This is a genomic window from Paenibacillus sp. Z3-2 (assembly GCF_054161325.1).
The window spans coordinates 1742525-1759140 of the sequence record NZ_CP096397.1 but is presented as its reverse complement, the minus strand read 5'-3'; the positions used below and the strand labels follow the sequence as shown (position 1 = coordinate 1759140).

Sequence of the window (16616 nt, the reverse complement as noted above, 5' to 3'; positions counted from 1 at the left end):
GATGCCGCCTCCTTTAGGTCCGAAAAATCAACTCACGGTAAATGTTATAACCGAATTCGTACAACTGTTGCAGCATGCTGAAGACGAGGGCGCCAAGGAATACGATAATGCCCATCACAATGAGCGTTAGCACCATGGTGATGATTGTTTTAATCACGGTGTACTGGTGAACCGTCATCATGCCAATGAACAGGAGCAACACAAACCAGAAGAACGCGATGCTATTAAAAAGATAATAAAAAGCTGTCTCCTCCTGCACCATGAAGCGACTGATCACGATCATCGGGGCATAGATCAGAATAACCGGAATGAGCGAGTATCCTGTCGCCAGAACGATTTCTCTGAATTTCCCTTCCCCTTCCATCAAGGTCGTTACTGCCCAATTGGCTGTGCACCATAGAAAGAACGGGATAGCAACTGTGGCGATCTCGATGATGCTGTTAATCGTACGAGGATCGATATAATTGACGAGAAATCCTGCGTACTGCTTTTGCAAAATCATCATGATGATGGTGAGCACGAGCGCTGCAAATGCAACGAGCAGCCGTCCCCGGTTATCCGACTTGAGGTCCCAAAATGCATCAATGGGGTGAAAAATGAGATGCAGCGGAAACTTAATGAAATCCTGCTTCACGATCAACCTGCCTCCTCCGTCTCCATTTAACCGCCACTCGGGTCAGGATCAGAATGAAAATCAGCGCGATCGCAGCGGTCAGGAATGTGCCGAAGTGTTCCTTCATCATCTCCCGCCGATGCCTCTTGAACGCGACAGAATAACTCTTGCGGTCCATCCCAAGTTCGAAGTAACCCAGCGCTTCCTCGTTTTTCTTCTCCATTAATAAGGACTTGCCGATACCAATATAGGCGATGTCATAGTTGGCATTTAGCTTCAGCACTTCTCTCCAAATATTCACGGCCTCCGTGTCCTCACCCCGATAGTGGAGTGCCACCGCTTCATTCACACGGGAACCAAAACGGGTTGGCTCATAGACGACAAGATTGTTCTTGCCCCGATCCAGAACCAAGTGGTGCTCACCGGATTGTTCAATCGCGACAGGCGTTTTGAGGGTACCCACCTGATTTCCTTTGCCACCGTATATGTAGAGCAGATGACCTTCATCGTCGTACGTGAACACCCGATTTTGTGTCGCATCCAGTACACTGTACATGCCGTTACCCAGCACTTTCACATCAATCAGTTTGGATGGACCAGGATTGTTGCGGAACCGGATATCGCCTTTGACGTCAACATAACCAAACCGTTTCAGTACATCTTCGCCAGATGGGTTGAGGCGTTTGATCGGTTCATTCGAGCCGGGATCAATATTCGTCGCGTACACGAATCCTTTGTGGTCGATGTCCGCATTGGAGAACTCCGTTGGGACAAACAGGACCATCTGTGCGCGCTGGGCTTTGGTTGATAACATGCGCCAGATATATTCGCCGTAGTCCCGCTCCACTTTGTTGGTACCGACGTATCCGATAAATTTCCCACTCTCGTCAAACTGCATAATGCCCTCGTAGACCCCCTGTGCCACAACGTACACCCGGCCCACATGGTCAACCGTCAGCTTCAAGGGTTGGAACTGGAATTGGGTCGAAAGGATATCCGACTCGGGCTTCGTGATCGTATGAATCAGCGCTCCTTCTCCATCCAGAATGACCACACGACTGTTGCCCGTATCGGCAATATAGATGTGTTCTTCTTCATCCACAAACAATCCGCCCGGAAGGTTGAATGTCTCCTTGCTGCCATCCATCATGAATCCATCAATGACGCGCAGCAGCTTAAAACTGGTGTCCAGTACGATAATTCGACTATTGCCGCTATCCAAAATATAGATCAACCCGGAAGGAGAAACGTTCACATCACCGGGGTCTTTAAACTCACTAATGCCGAGGTCACGACCTGATATGGTACGCTCGGGCAGATAGGCATCCGGTGAGGGAACAGCCTCTTTCCAATAGTTGTAGTTGTAACTCTCATACGGCGCCGGGGAGGCCGCCGCAGGCACGGCATTCACCAGCAGCAGAGATACTGCCGCCAGGAGAACAAGCCATCTTTTCACTGTGCGTGCCATATCGTTCCCCCTTAATCCTTCATGCCCGAGCTCGCCATCGTCTCAATGATTCGGCTCTGAGAGAAAATAAATAGCGTGATCGGCACACTCATCAAAATCAGTGCTACCGCAGCACCCGCTCCTGCCCGGGATATTCCGCCCTGAATAATCTGACCCGCTGCATAGTGCAGGGTCTTGAGCTGCTCGCTGTAGATGTATCCATTCCCATCACTGCCCCATAACATCTGGAACAGCAGAATGATCAATGTAAGCCAGGCTGGCTTCACATTGGGCATGACGATGGACCAGAAGATCCGGTATTCGCTGGCACCGTCAATCTTGGCTGCTTCTAGCAGCGCATCCGGGATCTGCTCCATGAACTGCTTCATCAGGTACAACCCGAGTGAATAGGCAAATGCCGGAATGATAACAGCCCAGTACGTGTCAATCCATCCGAGCCATGACATGATCATATAGTTCGGAATCGCCGTCACCGCAGGTGTGAACATCAGTGACAGTACGACCACTTGGAACATGAATACTTTGCCTGGAAACTTGTGCTTGGCAAGCGGGTAGGCCGCTGCGGAAGCTAGCAGCACATGGCCTACGATTCCGATACCTGTAATAAATACCGTGTTGAATATATAACGTGAGAACGGCACCCACGAGTCACTCAGCAGATTCAGCAGATCCGTAAAGTTGCTGAACGTGGGATTTTTGACAAACAACGTTGGTGGAAAGGTAAAGATTTCATCCAAAGGTTTGAATGCATTGTTGATCGCATAGATCAACGGCAGTACCATGAAAGCACCGAATACGAGCAGAAGGGCAAACAGGGAGAGGCTTCCCGATAGCGAGCGATTCACCCGCTTTTTGCCTGTCGCAATTGCAGCCATAGCTATTCTCCCACCCTTCGAAGCAGTTTCTGTACCAGCAAGTTGGTGCCCACCATAATCATGAACAGCACGGTGGCAATCGCCGATGCGTATCCCATCTCAAACCGCGTTGTACCAAAGTCGATCAAATGGGTCACCACAGTCTCTGCTGCATAGTTCACGCTCGGGAACCCGGCCAGCGCGATCGACACATCGGCCACGGCAAACGAGGTTGTAAGCTGAATGACTGCGCCGAACATCAACTGTGGACGCATCGAAGGCAGGGTAATGTACCATAGTTCCTGCCAGCGATTCTTGATCCCATCTACCGCTCCTGCTTCATATAACGTCCGGTCTACGGTCTGCAAACCAGCGATAAACGCCAGAAATCCGGTTCCGAGACTCAGCCACAGCTGCACAAGAATGAGGATGGGCATAATGTAAGCTTCTGTCTTCAGCCACTGGATCGGCTCCAGCAGAAAACCCCATTTGATCAACAGCCCATTTGCAATACCATAACGATCTCCAGAGAAAATCATCAGCCAGATAAAATACACGTTGCCCGAGATGGAGGGCGCGTAGAAGATCAGCGTCATGAACGCTCTCCATTTCGGTGTTAATTCATTAATGATCCACGCGAAGACGAAACAGGCAATATAACTGATCGGCCCGGTAATAATGGCGAACAACAACGTATTCTTGATCGCAATCAGGAATACATCATCCTCCAGAAACAGGCGGGTGTAGTTCTGCCAGCCAATAAACCGCGGGAATTCCAGCATGTTAAAGTAGGTGAAGCTGAGTATGATCGAGATGACAACCGGAATCACGGTAAACATGATGAACAGGAGCATATAAGGTGCAAGCAGAACATAGGAATGTTTGCTGGCCTTCATTTCCTGGAGCTTCCAGCTCCACCACGATTTCATGCCCATCCTTGACGCTTTCTCAGGAGGACTGTTTTGTCCGTCTCGGAGTGATATTTGTGGCACGATTAACCCTCCCTCTGCTTACGGAAGACCAAATTCATTACGCTTGACGCGAATCTCGTCCTGAATATATTGGGTATAATCCATGATGGATTCCCTGGCTTCCACTTGGCCAACAACGGTTTTGTAAAATGCATTGAACAGATGGCGGCCTGTAAAATAACCACCAGGTACTTCGGGAATACCCTTCACGGTTTCGAATTGGGCTTTGAGATTCGCATAATCCTCCGCAGGCCAAGGCAGGGAATCCAGCGCCTTGATGTTGGCCGTTGGATAACGGGCAGCCGCACCCATCAGTCCTTCCATCTCCCGTCCGAATTCAGCTTGAATCGGCGTACTGGTCCACCACTTCATGAACTCCCAGGCCGCGTCCTGATCCTTGGCACTCTCCAGCATCATGACCGCGCTGCCTCCACCCGGGACGTCACGATTCAAGGTACCATCTGCCTGAACGGTTCCTGGGACAGGAACGAATCCCCACAGTCCCCGAATCTCCGGTGCAAATACAGACAGCTGGTTGTACATGGTGTAATCCGTTAGTCCAATAGGCATCTGTCCTGTACGGAAACGGTTGGCAAAATCATATTCCCGCTCCAGCTTGTAATCGGTATAGAATTCGGTCCACTGCTTAAAGGTCTCGATTCCGATCCGGGAATCCAGATCCGATTCCTTGTCATCGTTACGATAAAAGGCGCCGCCGTTCTGTAGCAGCATCGTTGCATACTGCGAGTTCGGCGGAATATTGACACCCTGCATATTCGCCTGGGTCACAACCGGCATGCCAAATTCCATGTGATTTTTGCTCAGAATCGCGAGTAGAGCCTCGACATCTTCCCAGTTCTGAGGCACTTCAAGTCCGAGTTCTTCGAGCACATCTTTACGATAAAACAGCATGTTAAAGGTTTGCGTTTCCGGGAGGGCATATACGCCCGAATCATAGGCATACGGTACAATTGCACTTTCCCTGAACTCCTGTTCTACGGTGCTGTAGTCGCTGAATTGCGTCAGATCTACAGCCGAGTTCCGCATCGCAAAGTTCACGGGCAGGTCATTACCGATCTGCATGGCAACATCGGGTCCCTCACCGGACAAAGTCGCTGGCAGCAAGGTTCCCATGTTGACCAGCTTCAGATTCACGTTAATGCCACTGTCTGGTGTGAAGGTCTTGTCAATCATCGCCTTCATCGTATTCGCCTGGTCTCGTCCGCTACCAATCCAGACCGTTACCGTGCGTTGATCTTCTGAAGTGGCTACATTGCCGATCTGGTTATAATCAATGAAGAACGAATGATAGAATATCTTTGCTTCATGACCGAGCTTCGCGAGTGGTCCCATGCCTGCTCCGGGAATATCACGGTCGATCGAAGTGACGTACAGTGCATCGATTTCAAGGGGTTGCTCTCGTGCCTGTTGCACCCAAGTTCCGAGACCGCCCGTGTTGGTTTTATATGCCGCAAGCCGTCTCGGAATGGTATCCGGCTTGTCGATCATCTCATCTAGTTGCAGCGCCATTGTCTTGATCAGCGCTTCCTGATCACTAGACTGGCCTGATAGAAGACGAAGCTGTGCGGCCACGTCTTTGAGTCGTTTACTTTCCCCGCTGAACACTTCCAGCAGGTTCGGAATCTGTTTCTCCACCCGGTAATCCCGGAATTCATCAGGCTTCGTGCCTGTAATCATCAAAATTCGTCGGTACATGGAGTTCAAGTTGTACAGACTGTCCTCCACATTGCGGATAAGGGGCGCAAAATCACCGAGGCTGTTCTCAAGCCGTAGCACATGCTTTCCTTTTTCCAAGTGAAACTTGTATGCTTCCTTGCCGCCCATGACGTCAATGCGATAGTCACTCTGATAACGGAAAGGGGCTTTGGCCATCTCTGCAAACGGAACTTCACCATCAATGGTGAGCTTGCGTGTGGAATAGATGCCTTTGACAAAATTCTGCTGTCCGGTAAAACCGATATGATACAGTCCGCTCTCCGGCACATCCACTTCCCATTCAATCCATTGTCCTGGCAGACGCCAGTTAAAGCCGCCAATCGTATTAATGCGTACCTGGGAAGCGCTGTAAGGAGATACAGCAGAACTTGACCTTTCGCTGGTCGGGTATAACGTAGGTGAAGATTTGGCAATCGCGGCTTCTCCTTCAATGCGAATAAGTACATCCTTCGGCTGCCCGGAGGAATCCGACTGTTGTGCACCTGCAGTTTCCGCGTAAGGAACAGCTGTCTTCTCATTGAAAAGACGAATGGACCGAATCACCATGGGTTCACGCGATGATTTCAGCGTTAGCGTGTGCTCTCCTTTTTCCAGGTAAAACTTGAATGGAGCCTGTTCATACCCGTCGGAGTCCTGGAACGTTTCTTCCATCCAGCGAGGTTGCTCCACTTGTCTCGGACGAAGATCATTGCCTTGATTATCCTGCTCAACGACATCTTTCTCATTGGCCCACACCCGGTCAAACTGCAAATAGGCGGCTTCCGCAAAAGGAAGTTCACCATCAATGTACAATGCACGCTCAATGGCTGAGCTCTTGCCTTCAACGGGATAATAGATGGCGGACAGGTTATACAGCCCGGTCTCCGGCACGTTAATGGTCCAATCGACTTGTCCGGTCTCTCCGGTATGGAGAGATACACCATCCATTCCCTCATAATTAGTCAGTTTGCGGACGTCTTCACCTTCGGCTTTTATGTAATCTCCTGCTTCAATGGTGATGTCCACATTCGGCTGTGTAGCCTGATCCGTTCCGGATCGATACTGTTCGTATCCCTTTTTCTGCCGGGTCTGCTGCAAGACTGCATCCACTTCAATGGCAGGCAGACTGCCAGGTGGAATGTTTGCACTCTTCACATCAGCGCCGGAAGTTACATATAGAATGATGCAGGCTGCCGCCACGATGATTACTGTGGACAATATCCATTTCTTACGTTGTAGAATTCCAGCCATCCTACGAGTCCTCCTCATCAAGGCTGATGCCAGCAATGCCGATTTGGTGGTTAAGGAAAAAGGAGCTACGTGCAACATTGCCGACACGAGCCCCTGCCTGAATCGTTTGCTGGTGATAAGTGTTGTTATTGCTTGCCGAGTTTATCAATTGCAGCTTGTGCCTGTGCTTTGTATTTCTCGGCTGTTGCTGTCACGGAAGCGTTGTTTTTGATGATATCGTTCACGTAATCTCCAAATGGGTAACCCGTGTAAGCATCATCCAGTAAAATGCGGCCCGTTCCAGCGATGTGCTCGCGAATGATCGCAATATCCTTCTCATCGGTATAACGACTCTCCAGATAATCTTGACCTGGATACTCTTCGATCTGCGGGATGTCGAAGGTCTCTTCATAGATTTGGTAGACGATCTTCGGATCTTCCACACCTTTCGGAATGAACTTCGCTGATGCCGCGTTGTTTGCATACGTTACCTCTTCGCTACCCTGTGGCCCGTTCGGAATCGGTACAACACCGACAGCAAAGGTGAGGTCGCCCAACTGCCATTCAGCAGCGGTGAACAGAGCTACGTCTCCATCCTTGAACGTATTGCTTTCCTCCCAGTTGGTTTTGTCGCCGGTTTTGACCTTCACGACATTCTCCACGTTATACAGGCGTTTGACGAATTCGGCAGCTTCAATCGTTTTCGGATCGGATAATCCTTCTTTGCTATTTGCATCATCCACGATGGTTCCACCGTTGGCTGCAGTAAAATGACGAACGACATCAAGGGCCCAGCCAGAAAATCCGTATACATCTGTTTTTCCGTCATTATCCGTATCTTTGGTTGCCTGTTTGGCGAGTTCCAAGAATTTATCCCAATTCCATTCACCTTGGCTATACAGTTCCTGCGGATCAGGTAATGACAGTTTTTTGAACAAGTCACGATTATAGTGAAGTCCCAGACCGATGCTGGTTGGAGATTCGAAGGCGTATTCGTTACCTGCAATGGCAGGGAATTTAGCAATCAGGTTTGCCTCTTGGTTGATGTTGTTCTCAGGTGTAGTGAATTCGGAGATGGGCAACAATTGCCCTTTGAGGATGGCAGGTAGTGCGGATTTATACTCCATCTGAACGATGTCGGCAAATGGTTCGCCAGCGAGCGCAGACGTTGTGAATTTGTTCATGTACTCTTCGAAGGGCACGTTTACGAACTCCAGTTTTACGTTGTATTTCTTCTCTACCTCTGCAATTTTATCGAGTCTGGCCTTATCCGAGGCCGTCTCTCCCGCCGGTTTCAGATCCCACCAGGCCGCAACCTTGATGACACGTCCACCCAGATCAGGCACATTCGCCACAGCTTCTTCCGCTACGTCCTTTTTCTCTGTTTCAGCGACTTCGGTGCTGTTGCCTGAGTTCGTTGTTCCCTCTGCATCGGTCCCCGTCTGCGTTGCCCCCCCACCACTGCAAGCGGATACAAAAAGAATCACAGCCAATAACATCAGAGGTAGAACATTCCATCTTCTAATCATGATTTTAACAACCTCCCCGAATGTGTATACCAATCATGGTCCACCCTAAATCATTAACCCCGCTCATCAACCAATCGAAAATAAACGACCACCACCATTTGTTATTTTCTTGTTTGTTTTTGACAAACAAAATTTAACACAGCAAAATGTAAGCGTCAACATTTTTGTTGTTAACATTTTCTATTTATTCTGATAAAATACTCACAAAGCTATATTTCAGCTGTATTACAGCTTATTCATCAGTTCAGTTCCTAAGTACACACTTGTTATAACCAGCACTAAACTCCACTTGTTTGTTATTTTATTTAAATAACAAAATAATAATTTATAAGACAACATTCGTCATACTATCTGAAAATGTGCTTATCTTCACGTTGGATGACTATCGTAAAGCGCTGTGAATCACCAACATTTTGAATTCTCTGTCCGTTATTAGTTTAAGAGAAATACATCATGCTATACTAGAATCAGTTGGATATCGCTCCAAATAAGGAATACGGCAGAACTACGAGTGTAAGGATGGTATGATGAAAACGAAGGTAACAATTCAGGAAATTGCACATTTTACGGGTTTGTCGAAATTCGCGGTGTCACGAGCTTTGTCAGGAAAATCGGGAGTTAGTGATCAGACGAGGGATGTCATTCTCAAGGCCGCCGGCAAACTTGGATATTTCAAAGACAACAGCATGTTGTCTGGTGAACTGTCTCACAGCAGTGAATCACATGACCCGAAGAACACACGTTCAAGCGGTACCATCTTGATTTTGTTTCCCAATGTTCGTTATCAAAATCAAGAGTCCGTATACTGGGGACCTGTCTTTAACGGAATCTCGTCCAAGCTGAACCAGAAAGGTATAAATATCCTGACCTTGACGGAACCTTCAGCAGATCAGTTGTTCACGCTATTGAATCCGGATGCTATTCGGGGCATTATTACCGTTGGTTCCATCTCGACGCCGATTCTACTTGAAATCAAGCGTCTGGGTATTCCGGTTGTGATGGTAGATCATCTGGACCCTGTTTTCCACAGTGACAGCATATTTACCGATAACTTTGCTTCCATGCGCGAGATCATGCTCTATTTGCTCCGCAAGGGCTTCAAAACCTTCCAGTTCGTCGGGAATATCAGTGATGCCCATAGCTTCTATGAACGCTGGATTGCTTATACTTCTGTGCTCATGGGTCATGGAATGGAGATACACCAGATTCCCGAGCTAAGTAATCAGGCATTGGATGAGTTCCGCCAGACGTTCACTTCAGTGATCCATGAGGATAACCTGCCTGAAGTGTTTGTATGTGCGAATGATTTCTATGGGCTATACACCATAGAAGCCCTTGAGAGTATGGGCATTCGTGTACCCGATCAGTGTGTTGTCACCGGATTTGATAATCTATACGACAATATTCCCTTACTGGCCACAGTCAATGTGAACAAGGAATTGCTGGGCTCACGTGCAGTGGATCAGATGTTATGGCGCATTGCCAACCCGGAGAGCAGCGTAGAGAAAAAGCTGATTCTTGCTGACGTTATTATTCGTGAACAGTTCAGCAGGCATAGCGGCTAACAAGGTAGCATACATGGTGGTATATATGTGAGTATACATAGTGAATCATATACGGAATAACACTTATGCCACACAGAACAGCAAGCCAAATACCCCTTTAACCGTAATTGTGCGGCTTTGAGGGGGGATTTGGCTTGCATTATTTTATGTTGGGCCGTTCTACGTATCCGTGCGCACATCATCCCATTCCTGATCCAGGTAACAGATCAGCCAGTTCAATGCACGGTGACGTTCATAAGCCACTCCGCCATTCAGTCCAACGGGAGGTGTTCTGTCATTCACTCGACTATCCACACACACCCAGTTGTAACGATAGATCAGATCTGCCTCATCCAGAATCTCACTCTTGCTACGCAGGGATGCATCCGCGAGAAAGTTCGTAAAGCTATCCTTCTGCTGCAAATAACCGACATCCTTCCCTACGTTACACAACTCCGTTGGTGCGCCCAGTTCCTTTACATAACCAAGCGCCCATAACATCACGTGGTACGCCTCATATCCCCAGGAGAAGGCAATGATCTCCTGCTGCTCTGCTCCGTGCTGGTCGATAAACCTCTTCTCTACGGGTGAGAAAAAGGATTCAGCCTCATACTTGTCAATCACTTCCTGAACCAGAGCTGCGGTATCTTCCGCACTTTCGCCAGCACCCAGACACTCTCCTTTAAGCGCAGCAAGACACAACGAAACCGCCCGGCGCGCGACTTCCGCTTCACTTCGAATCGTCGTGTGCTCGTCCCCGGATCTTGCCGGCAAGTTCGCATTAAATGGAACCCCCTGTTCGGTTAAGCGTTGTTCTGACCGCGTTTTACGTTGAATTGCAGACTCCGATTGGGATCTGGAGTCGTCAAGGAAACTGGTGTGCGCTGTCACCGTGTAATCCTCCACCTCAGATTCTCCATTCACATCCAGCAATAGCTGACCTTGTGCATTGAGCAGAGCCCCACCTCCCCAGAAGATGACGGCATCCAGCGCATCAGCCACACGCAATAACTCGCCAAAGAATTCTTCCGAGATATCCTCTTCCGTCTCAATACCAATCACCATGTTCAGTGTGGAACATTTGATCAGTACCTTTTCCTGGAGCGCAGCATTGCGCCCTTCAATCTGACTCAAAAAACCAAGCATCCCCTGAATCATTGTCGTAAATTCCTCAGGATGTGTCTGACTGGTCATGATATTGAAGCCCTTTGATTTCTTACTAAACCATTTCTTCTGAGTCACTTGAATGTGAGTCTTGTCTTCCTTACGCTCAATGGTATCCTCTGGATAAATGGATTGAACCACTTCAAACAATTGATCCAGGTCAAACTGAGAGCTGTATATTGCACAATTTCTCATGAAGTTCACCTTCTTTTCTGACTAATCCTTATACGGATCGAATTCATTGCCTCCGGCCATGGCAACGCCTAACGGGCGCAGCACATGGTTGATTTTCAGCGTATTCGCATGCGCGTTCAGTACGTCTTGCAGTTTCTTGTACACAAACGGACTTTCGTCCGTGCCCGCTCCCCGGAGCTCAACGCCATAGGCACGAATTGCTTCATGCATCTGTGCTTCGCTAATCTCACCGCCCATGCGTGTACGAAGCTTGTAGTTCATTTTTCCAGCCGCCTGGGTTCTGCTCATCGTACGCCCTGCTCCGTGTACAGTGCTGCGGAATGATTCGGTATTCTCTTCGCTGTGGATCCCCTCCACAATTACCGAAATATCTCCCATGCTTCCTCCGACAAAACCAAGCTGCCCGGGCGCCAACGGCGTTGCGCCTTTGCGAACCACGACTACCTCTTCACCCATGTGCTGCTCTTTCCAGGCAAAGTTGTGATGGTTATGAACGGCATATTCAGCACTTGCCCCGAGAATTCCAAGCACCTGTTCAATGACATAGTCACGCCCTGCATAGGCATACCGGCCTGCCAAAGTCATTGCGTCCCAATACATATCACCCATTTCGCTATTTAGGTCAAACAACGTAGGCGGCTGATCCATCGATTCGCCCGGAGCTTTACCACTGAACTCGCGTCCTGCAGCGAGGTTAAGGAATCCACTCGCCACTTTGTGACCGAACCCACGGCTGCCAAAATGATTCGCGATCCATACCTTTCCCGTTGCCTCTTCTACAAAAATATCCACAAAATGATTGCCACTGCCTACGGTTCCAAGCTGGTTGCGTGCGAGTGTCTTCAGCTTATGCTGTAATCCCGGCTCAATGGTATCCAACAGCTTCCAGCTCGCATCATCAAACAATTCATGATCCACCGGTGTTGGATTATTGCGGCCTACGCCGAAAGAAATGGTCGAATTGATGTCATCCATGATCGTTGCAATCTGATCCCGAATATCCTCCCACATCAGATTCGTGCGCACAGCCTTGTTGCCACAGGCAATATCGTATCCGACACCTGACGGAGTGATCATATTCCGGTAAGCGACCACACCACCGATGGGCTGTGAGTAGCCTTTGTGATGATCGGCCATCAGAGCCACACCCAGTACATCTCCATATTGCGAGCAAGTCACCGCCTGACTTACGGCGTTCTCCAGCGGCTCCCCCCAGACTTTAATGTTATCTACGATCTGCATGATTGAGTTAACCTCCTATGTACTCTTTTCAACTAGTATAATTTAATCCATTCTATCAAAACGATGACTCTGAAACACGAAATCCTTATATGGAGAGCATAAGCCAGCTACAGAGGGCTAATCCCATAAATATTTGGCCAAGATTTGTTCCCGCCTGAACGAAACCGCAAGAACCAATTCTATTTTCAGCCCTATCAGAAATAAAAAAGATCGCATTTGAATTCCTAGGGTTGGCCCCCATATTCAAAGTAGCGATCTTTTTTCTAAACGCGATATTCAGTTTAAACAAGATGCCTATCAGCATTCATGCCAATAAGCTCAGAAATCTTCCGCCTCAATAAGTTGTTTGAGTTTCTGACGTTGACGCTTCTCCTTTTTCCGGCGCTCCTTGTCTTCCCACTGCAAGGCTTTGAGTAGCGAGAAGCACATCCCCATTAGGACAACTGCGAATGGCAAGGCCGCCACAATCGAGGCTGTCTGAAGCCCGTCTAATCCACCGCTAAGCAGCAATACGACCGCAATGGTTGACTGCATGATTCCCCAAGTAATTTTCACTTTGGTGCTTGGATTCATTGCACCGTCTGAAGTTAGCATGCCAAGTACGAATGTCGCAGAGTCCGCCGATGTAATGAAGAACGTCATAATCAACATCGTGGCGATAAACGCAATTAACGCTCCCAGTGGGAGGCTCTCCAACATGATGAACAAGGCACTCGTTGTATCTTCCTTAACGGATTCAGCCAAATTGGTCGTTCCGAACAATTCCATATGAAGTCCCGTTCCACCGAAGACAGAGAACCAGAGGAACCCGAAAGCGGTCGGAATGAGCAACACATAAATAATAAACTCTTTAATTGTCCGACCTTTGGATACCCGAGCGATAAACGTACCTACGAATGGCGCCCACGCAATCCACCATGCCCAGTAGAAAAGCGTCCATATGCCTGTCCAGGTTCCTTGTGAGAAAGGAGTCAGATGCAAACTCATGTTAATAACATTTTGCATGTAGTTCCCCAAGCTTGTCGTAAAGATCTCAAAAATAAAGGGAGTCGGCCCCATAACTAAAACAAACAAGAGGAGCAAGACAGCAATAACCAAGTTGGTGTTACTTAGAATTTGGATTCCTTTATTTAAGCCTGTGCTCGCAGAGATCAAGAACAAAACGGTCGCAATTCCGATGATAATAACCTGCGCCACCGCGTTGTTCGGTACTCCGAACAGGTGACTCAATCCGCCATTAATTTGAAGCGCACCGAGACCAAGCGAAGTCGCAACACCAAAGACCGTGGCAATGACGGTCAGAATGTCGATCGTTTTGCCAATCCATCCATTTACTACGCGCTCCCCCAGAAGCGGGATAAACGTCGAGCTGATCAAACCTTTGTATCCTTTGCGGAACTGAAAGTAAGCAAGCACAAGCGCGACTACTGCATAAATCGCCCATGGATGCAGTCCCCAGTGAAAGAAGGAATACTGCATAGCCAGTCTCGCTGATTGCGTCGTTCCTCCTATAGCATTCTCAGGTGGTGTTAGATAGTGAGAAAGCGGCTCCGCTACTCCCCAGAATACAAGTCCAATCCCCATCCCTGCGCTGAACAGCATGGATAACCAGGAAAGAGTGGAATATTCCGGCTCGTCGTCATCGTCACCCAACCGGATGCTTCCGAAACGGCTGAACGCCAGATAGAAAGCAAACACCAATAGAAACAACGTAACCAATAAATAGAACCAACCAAAATTTCGAATTGAAAAGTCATAGGCCAGGTTGGCAATATTAGCTAGCTGATCAGGAGCAACAGCTCCCCATAAAGCAAATAATGCAACAATAATAATTGAAATTATAAATACCATAGATGCCCCTCCATTTTTCCCCGCTATCGTTCTCTCAGTATGTACATAAGCCGGACACACTTATTCAATTTCCATAGGGAAATTTGGAAAAATCTCATGTTGTCAATGTCTTTCCATAAACCTTCCACTAAACAGCCGACTTCATTTTGTTTTCAGCTATCTTTTTAGCTTATTATTTTTTTCTAGCGTGACAACCCTAACCTTCCATCTCCTTTCAACAATAAATTCACTATATTATATATACCATTCTTAGGCACAAAAAAACGAAGCTTTGAAGATCGTCCAAAGCTACCCTCTTACATCATCAACATATTTCCCAGATTTGAAACGGTTTTTCAGCGCATTGTACATGAGGAAGATGATATTTAAAGACCTTAACTTTTTCCATACGAATACCGTAATTTCTTAAAGTGGATATAGCATTCAGTTTCTACATAAAACAGAGGGCTACAATGTGCTTGCCTATGAGAGCGGTCCTCTCTAACACATCATTAGCCAACGTCATAATAAATTAAAAAAGCTCAGAGCAAACAATGAAAAGCTCCATTTACGGCGTCTGGTGGTCCATAGAAATTTACCCTTGCTTGATTATCTCAAAACGAGCGCCTCGCCTAACTCGAAAGAATAATCGTAAGTAAGACTACAAAGAGAGAGCGCCACTGTCTCTCTCTTTGTAGTCTTTTAGTTAAAGTGTTTTCGATAACCCTGAACCTTCTCATCCTTGAAACCCAGCTTCTCATAGAAAATATGCGCTTCCTTACGCTGATCGCCTTATTTCTGCCCTCTCCGTTATCGTGTAAATGTTCCGTTGAACATATATGACTAATCCTTGTACGGATCGAATTCATTGCCTCCGGCCATGGCAACGCCTACCGGGCGCAGCACATGGTTGATTTTTAGCGTATTCGCATGTGCGTTCAGTACGTCTTGTAGTTTCTTGTACACAAACGGACTTTCGTCCGTGCCCGCTCCCCGGAGCTCAACGCCATAGGCACGAATTGCTTCATGCATCTGTGCTTCACTAATCTCACCGCCCATGCGTGTGCGCAGCTTGTAGTTCATTTTGCCAGCCGCCTGGGTTCTGCTCATCGTACGCCCTGCTCCGTGCACAGTGCTGCGGAATGATTCGGTATTCTCTTCGCTGTGGATCCCCTCCACAATTACCGAGATATCTCCCATGCTTCCACCGTCAAAACCTAGCTGCCCGGGTGCCAGCGGCGTTGCGCCTTTGCGGACCACGACTACCTCTTCACCCATGTGCTGTTCTTTCCAGGCAAAGTTGTGATGGTTATGAACGGCATATTCAGCACTTGCCCCGAGAATTCCAAGCACCTGTTCAATGACATAGTCACGCCCTGCATAGGCATACCGGCCCGCCAAAGTCATTGCGTCCCAATACATATCACCCATTTCGCTATTTAGGTCAAACAACGTAGGCGGCTGATCCATCGATTCGCCGGGCGCTTTTCACTGAACTCGCGTCCTGCAGCGAGGTTAAGGAATCCACTCGCCACTTTGTGACCGAACCCACGGCTGCCAAAATGATTCGCGATCCATACCTTTCCCGTTACCTCTTCTACAAAAATATCCACAAAATGATTGCCACTGCCTACAGTTCCAAGCTGATTGCGTGCGAGTGTCTTCAGCTTATGCTGTAATCCCGGTTCAATGGTATCCAACAGCTTCCAGCTCGCATCATCAAACAATTCATGATCCACCGGTGTTGGATTATTGCGACCCACGCCGAAAGAAATGGTGGAATTGATGTCATCCATGATCTCTGCGATCTGATTTCGAATATCGTCCCACATCAGATTCGTGCGCACAGCCTTGTTGCCACAGGCAATATCGTATCCGACACCTGACGGACTGATCATATTCCGGTAAGCGACAACACCACCGATGGGTTGCGAGTAGCCTTTGTGATGGTCGGCCATCAGAGCCACACCCAGTACATCTCCATATTGCGAGCAAGTCACCGCCTGACTTACGGCGTTCTCCAGCGGCTCCCCCCAGACTTTAATGTTATCTACGATTCTCATACTCTATATAAACCTCCTGTCTCATCAAACACTTTGTATATATTACCAGAATTATGCCGTATGGGCAGTAAATGAATTCCTGCCGGATGATACACATTGCCACTTCGATTGCAGCGTACTCTACCAATCGCTGTACGTTATTGTGTAACCTTAGATTGTTTTATCTTATTATATTGTATTTTATACCAAACAAAATG

10 protein-coding genes and 1 pseudogene are annotated in these 16616 nt (G+C 48.0%); 1 reads left to right on the top strand and 10 read right to left on the bottom strand.

Annotated features, from left to right (window positions below):
- Positions 1-13 precede the first annotated feature (13 nt).
- From M1D71_RS07850 to M1D71_RS07825, 6 genes are all read right to left on the bottom strand, one after another.
- Positions 14-634: a YIP1 family protein gene (locus M1D71_RS07850; RefSeq protein ID WP_145319964.1), complete on the bottom strand. Its 621-nt coding sequence runs from the start codon at positions 632-634 to the stop codon at positions 14-16.
- The gene (locus tag M1D71_RS07845; protein WP_458125980.1) at positions 615-2081 is read right to left on the bottom strand and encodes a gluconolactonase; all 1467 of its coding nucleotides are present in this window, start codon (positions 2079-2081) and stop codon (positions 615-617) included. Before M1D71_RS07845 ends, M1D71_RS07850 begins: the two co-directional genes overlap by 20 nt.
- Before the next feature lie 11 nt (positions 2082-2092).
- Positions 2093-2956: a carbohydrate ABC transporter permease gene (locus M1D71_RS07840; RefSeq protein ID WP_017689719.1), complete on the bottom strand. Its 864-nt coding sequence runs from the start codon at positions 2954-2956 to the stop codon at positions 2093-2095.
- A 2-nt stretch (positions 2957-2958) separates the two neighbouring features.
- Positions 2959-3870 (bottom strand): carbohydrate ABC transporter permease, encoded by a 912-nt coding sequence (locus tag M1D71_RS07835; protein ID WP_062833376.1) that lies wholly within the window; start codon positions 3868-3870, stop codon positions 2959-2961.
- 75 nt (positions 3871-3945) lie between these two features.
- The gene (locus M1D71_RS07830) at positions 3946-6873 is read right to left on the bottom strand and encodes an extracellular solute-binding protein (protein WP_458125979.1); all 2928 of its coding nucleotides are present in this window, start codon (positions 6871-6873) and stop codon (positions 3946-3948) included.
- A 125-nt stretch (positions 6874-6998) separates the two neighbouring features.
- Complete coding sequence (locus M1D71_RS07825; RefSeq protein WP_458125978.1) at positions 6999-8381, bottom strand: ABC transporter substrate-binding protein; 1383 nt, start codon at positions 8379-8381, stop codon at positions 6999-7001.
- A gap of 527 nt (positions 8382-8908) precedes the next feature.
- Between M1D71_RS07825 and M1D71_RS07820 the strand changes: the two genes are divergently transcribed.
- Positions 8909-9946 (top strand): LacI family DNA-binding transcriptional regulator, encoded by a 1038-nt coding sequence (locus M1D71_RS07820; protein ID WP_458127198.1) that lies wholly within the window; start codon positions 8909-8911, stop codon positions 9944-9946.
- Positions 9947-10105: 159 nt separating this feature from the next.
- Here M1D71_RS07820 and M1D71_RS07815 read toward each other — a convergent pair whose 3' ends face one another.
- The 4 genes and pseudogenes from M1D71_RS07815 to M1D71_RS07800 all read right to left on the bottom strand — a co-directional run bounded on the left by M1D71_RS07815 (position 10106) and on the right by M1D71_RS07800 (position 16419).
- Positions 10106-11284: a DUF4272 domain-containing protein gene (locus M1D71_RS07815; protein ID WP_458125977.1), complete on the bottom strand. Its 1179-nt coding sequence runs from the start codon at positions 11282-11284 to the stop codon at positions 10106-10108.
- A 21-nt stretch (positions 11285-11305) separates the two neighbouring features.
- The gene (locus M1D71_RS07810) at positions 11306-12526 is read right to left on the bottom strand and encodes an RtcB family protein (protein ID WP_458125976.1); all 1221 of its coding nucleotides are present in this window, start codon (positions 12524-12526) and stop codon (positions 11306-11308) included.
- A 318-nt stretch (positions 12527-12844) separates the two neighbouring features.
- On the bottom strand, positions 12845-14377 hold the full coding sequence (locus M1D71_RS07805; protein ID WP_458125975.1) for a glycine betaine uptake BCCT transporter: 1533 nt from the start codon (positions 14375-14377) through the stop codon (positions 12845-12847).
- An 822-nt stretch (positions 14378-15199) separates the two neighbouring features.
- Positions 15200-16419 (bottom strand): annotated as a pseudogene (locus tag M1D71_RS07800) (RtcB family protein).
- Between the last annotated feature and the right edge of the window lie 197 nt (positions 16420-16616).

Excerpts from the sequence above, each read along its gene's own strand:
- M1D71_RS07845 (WP_458125980.1), bottom strand. The coding sequence starts at position 2,081 with ATGGCACGCACAGTGAAAAGATGGCTTGTTCTCCTGGCGGCAGTATCT.
- M1D71_RS07840 (WP_017689719.1), bottom strand. The coding sequence starts at position 2,956 with ATGGCTGCAATTGCGACAGGCAAAAAGCGGGTGAATCGCTCGCTATCG.
- M1D71_RS07835 (WP_062833376.1), bottom strand. The coding sequence starts at position 3,870 with ATGGGCATGAAATCGTGGTGGAGCTGGAAGCTCCAGGAAATGAAGGCC.
- M1D71_RS07830 (WP_458125979.1), bottom strand. The coding sequence starts at position 6,873 with ATGGCTGGAATTCTACAACGTAAGAAATGGATATTGTCCACAGTAATC.
- M1D71_RS07825 (WP_458125978.1), bottom strand. The coding sequence starts at position 8,381 with ATGATTAGAAGATGGAATGTTCTACCTCTGATGTTATTGGCTGTGATT.
- M1D71_RS07820 (WP_458127198.1), top strand. The coding sequence starts at position 8,909 with ATGAAAACGAAGGTAACAATTCAGGAAATTGCACATTTTACGGGTTTG.
- M1D71_RS07815 (WP_458125977.1), bottom strand. The coding sequence starts at position 11,284 with ATGAGAAATTGTGCAATATACAGCTCTCAGTTTGACCTGGATCAATTG.
- M1D71_RS07810 (WP_458125976.1), bottom strand. The coding sequence starts at position 12,526 with ATGCAGATCGTAGATAACATTAAAGTCTGGGGGGAGCCGCTGGAGAAC.
- M1D71_RS07805 (WP_458125975.1), bottom strand. The coding sequence starts at position 14,377 with ATGGTATTTATAATTTCAATTATTATTGTTGCATTATTTGCTTTATGG.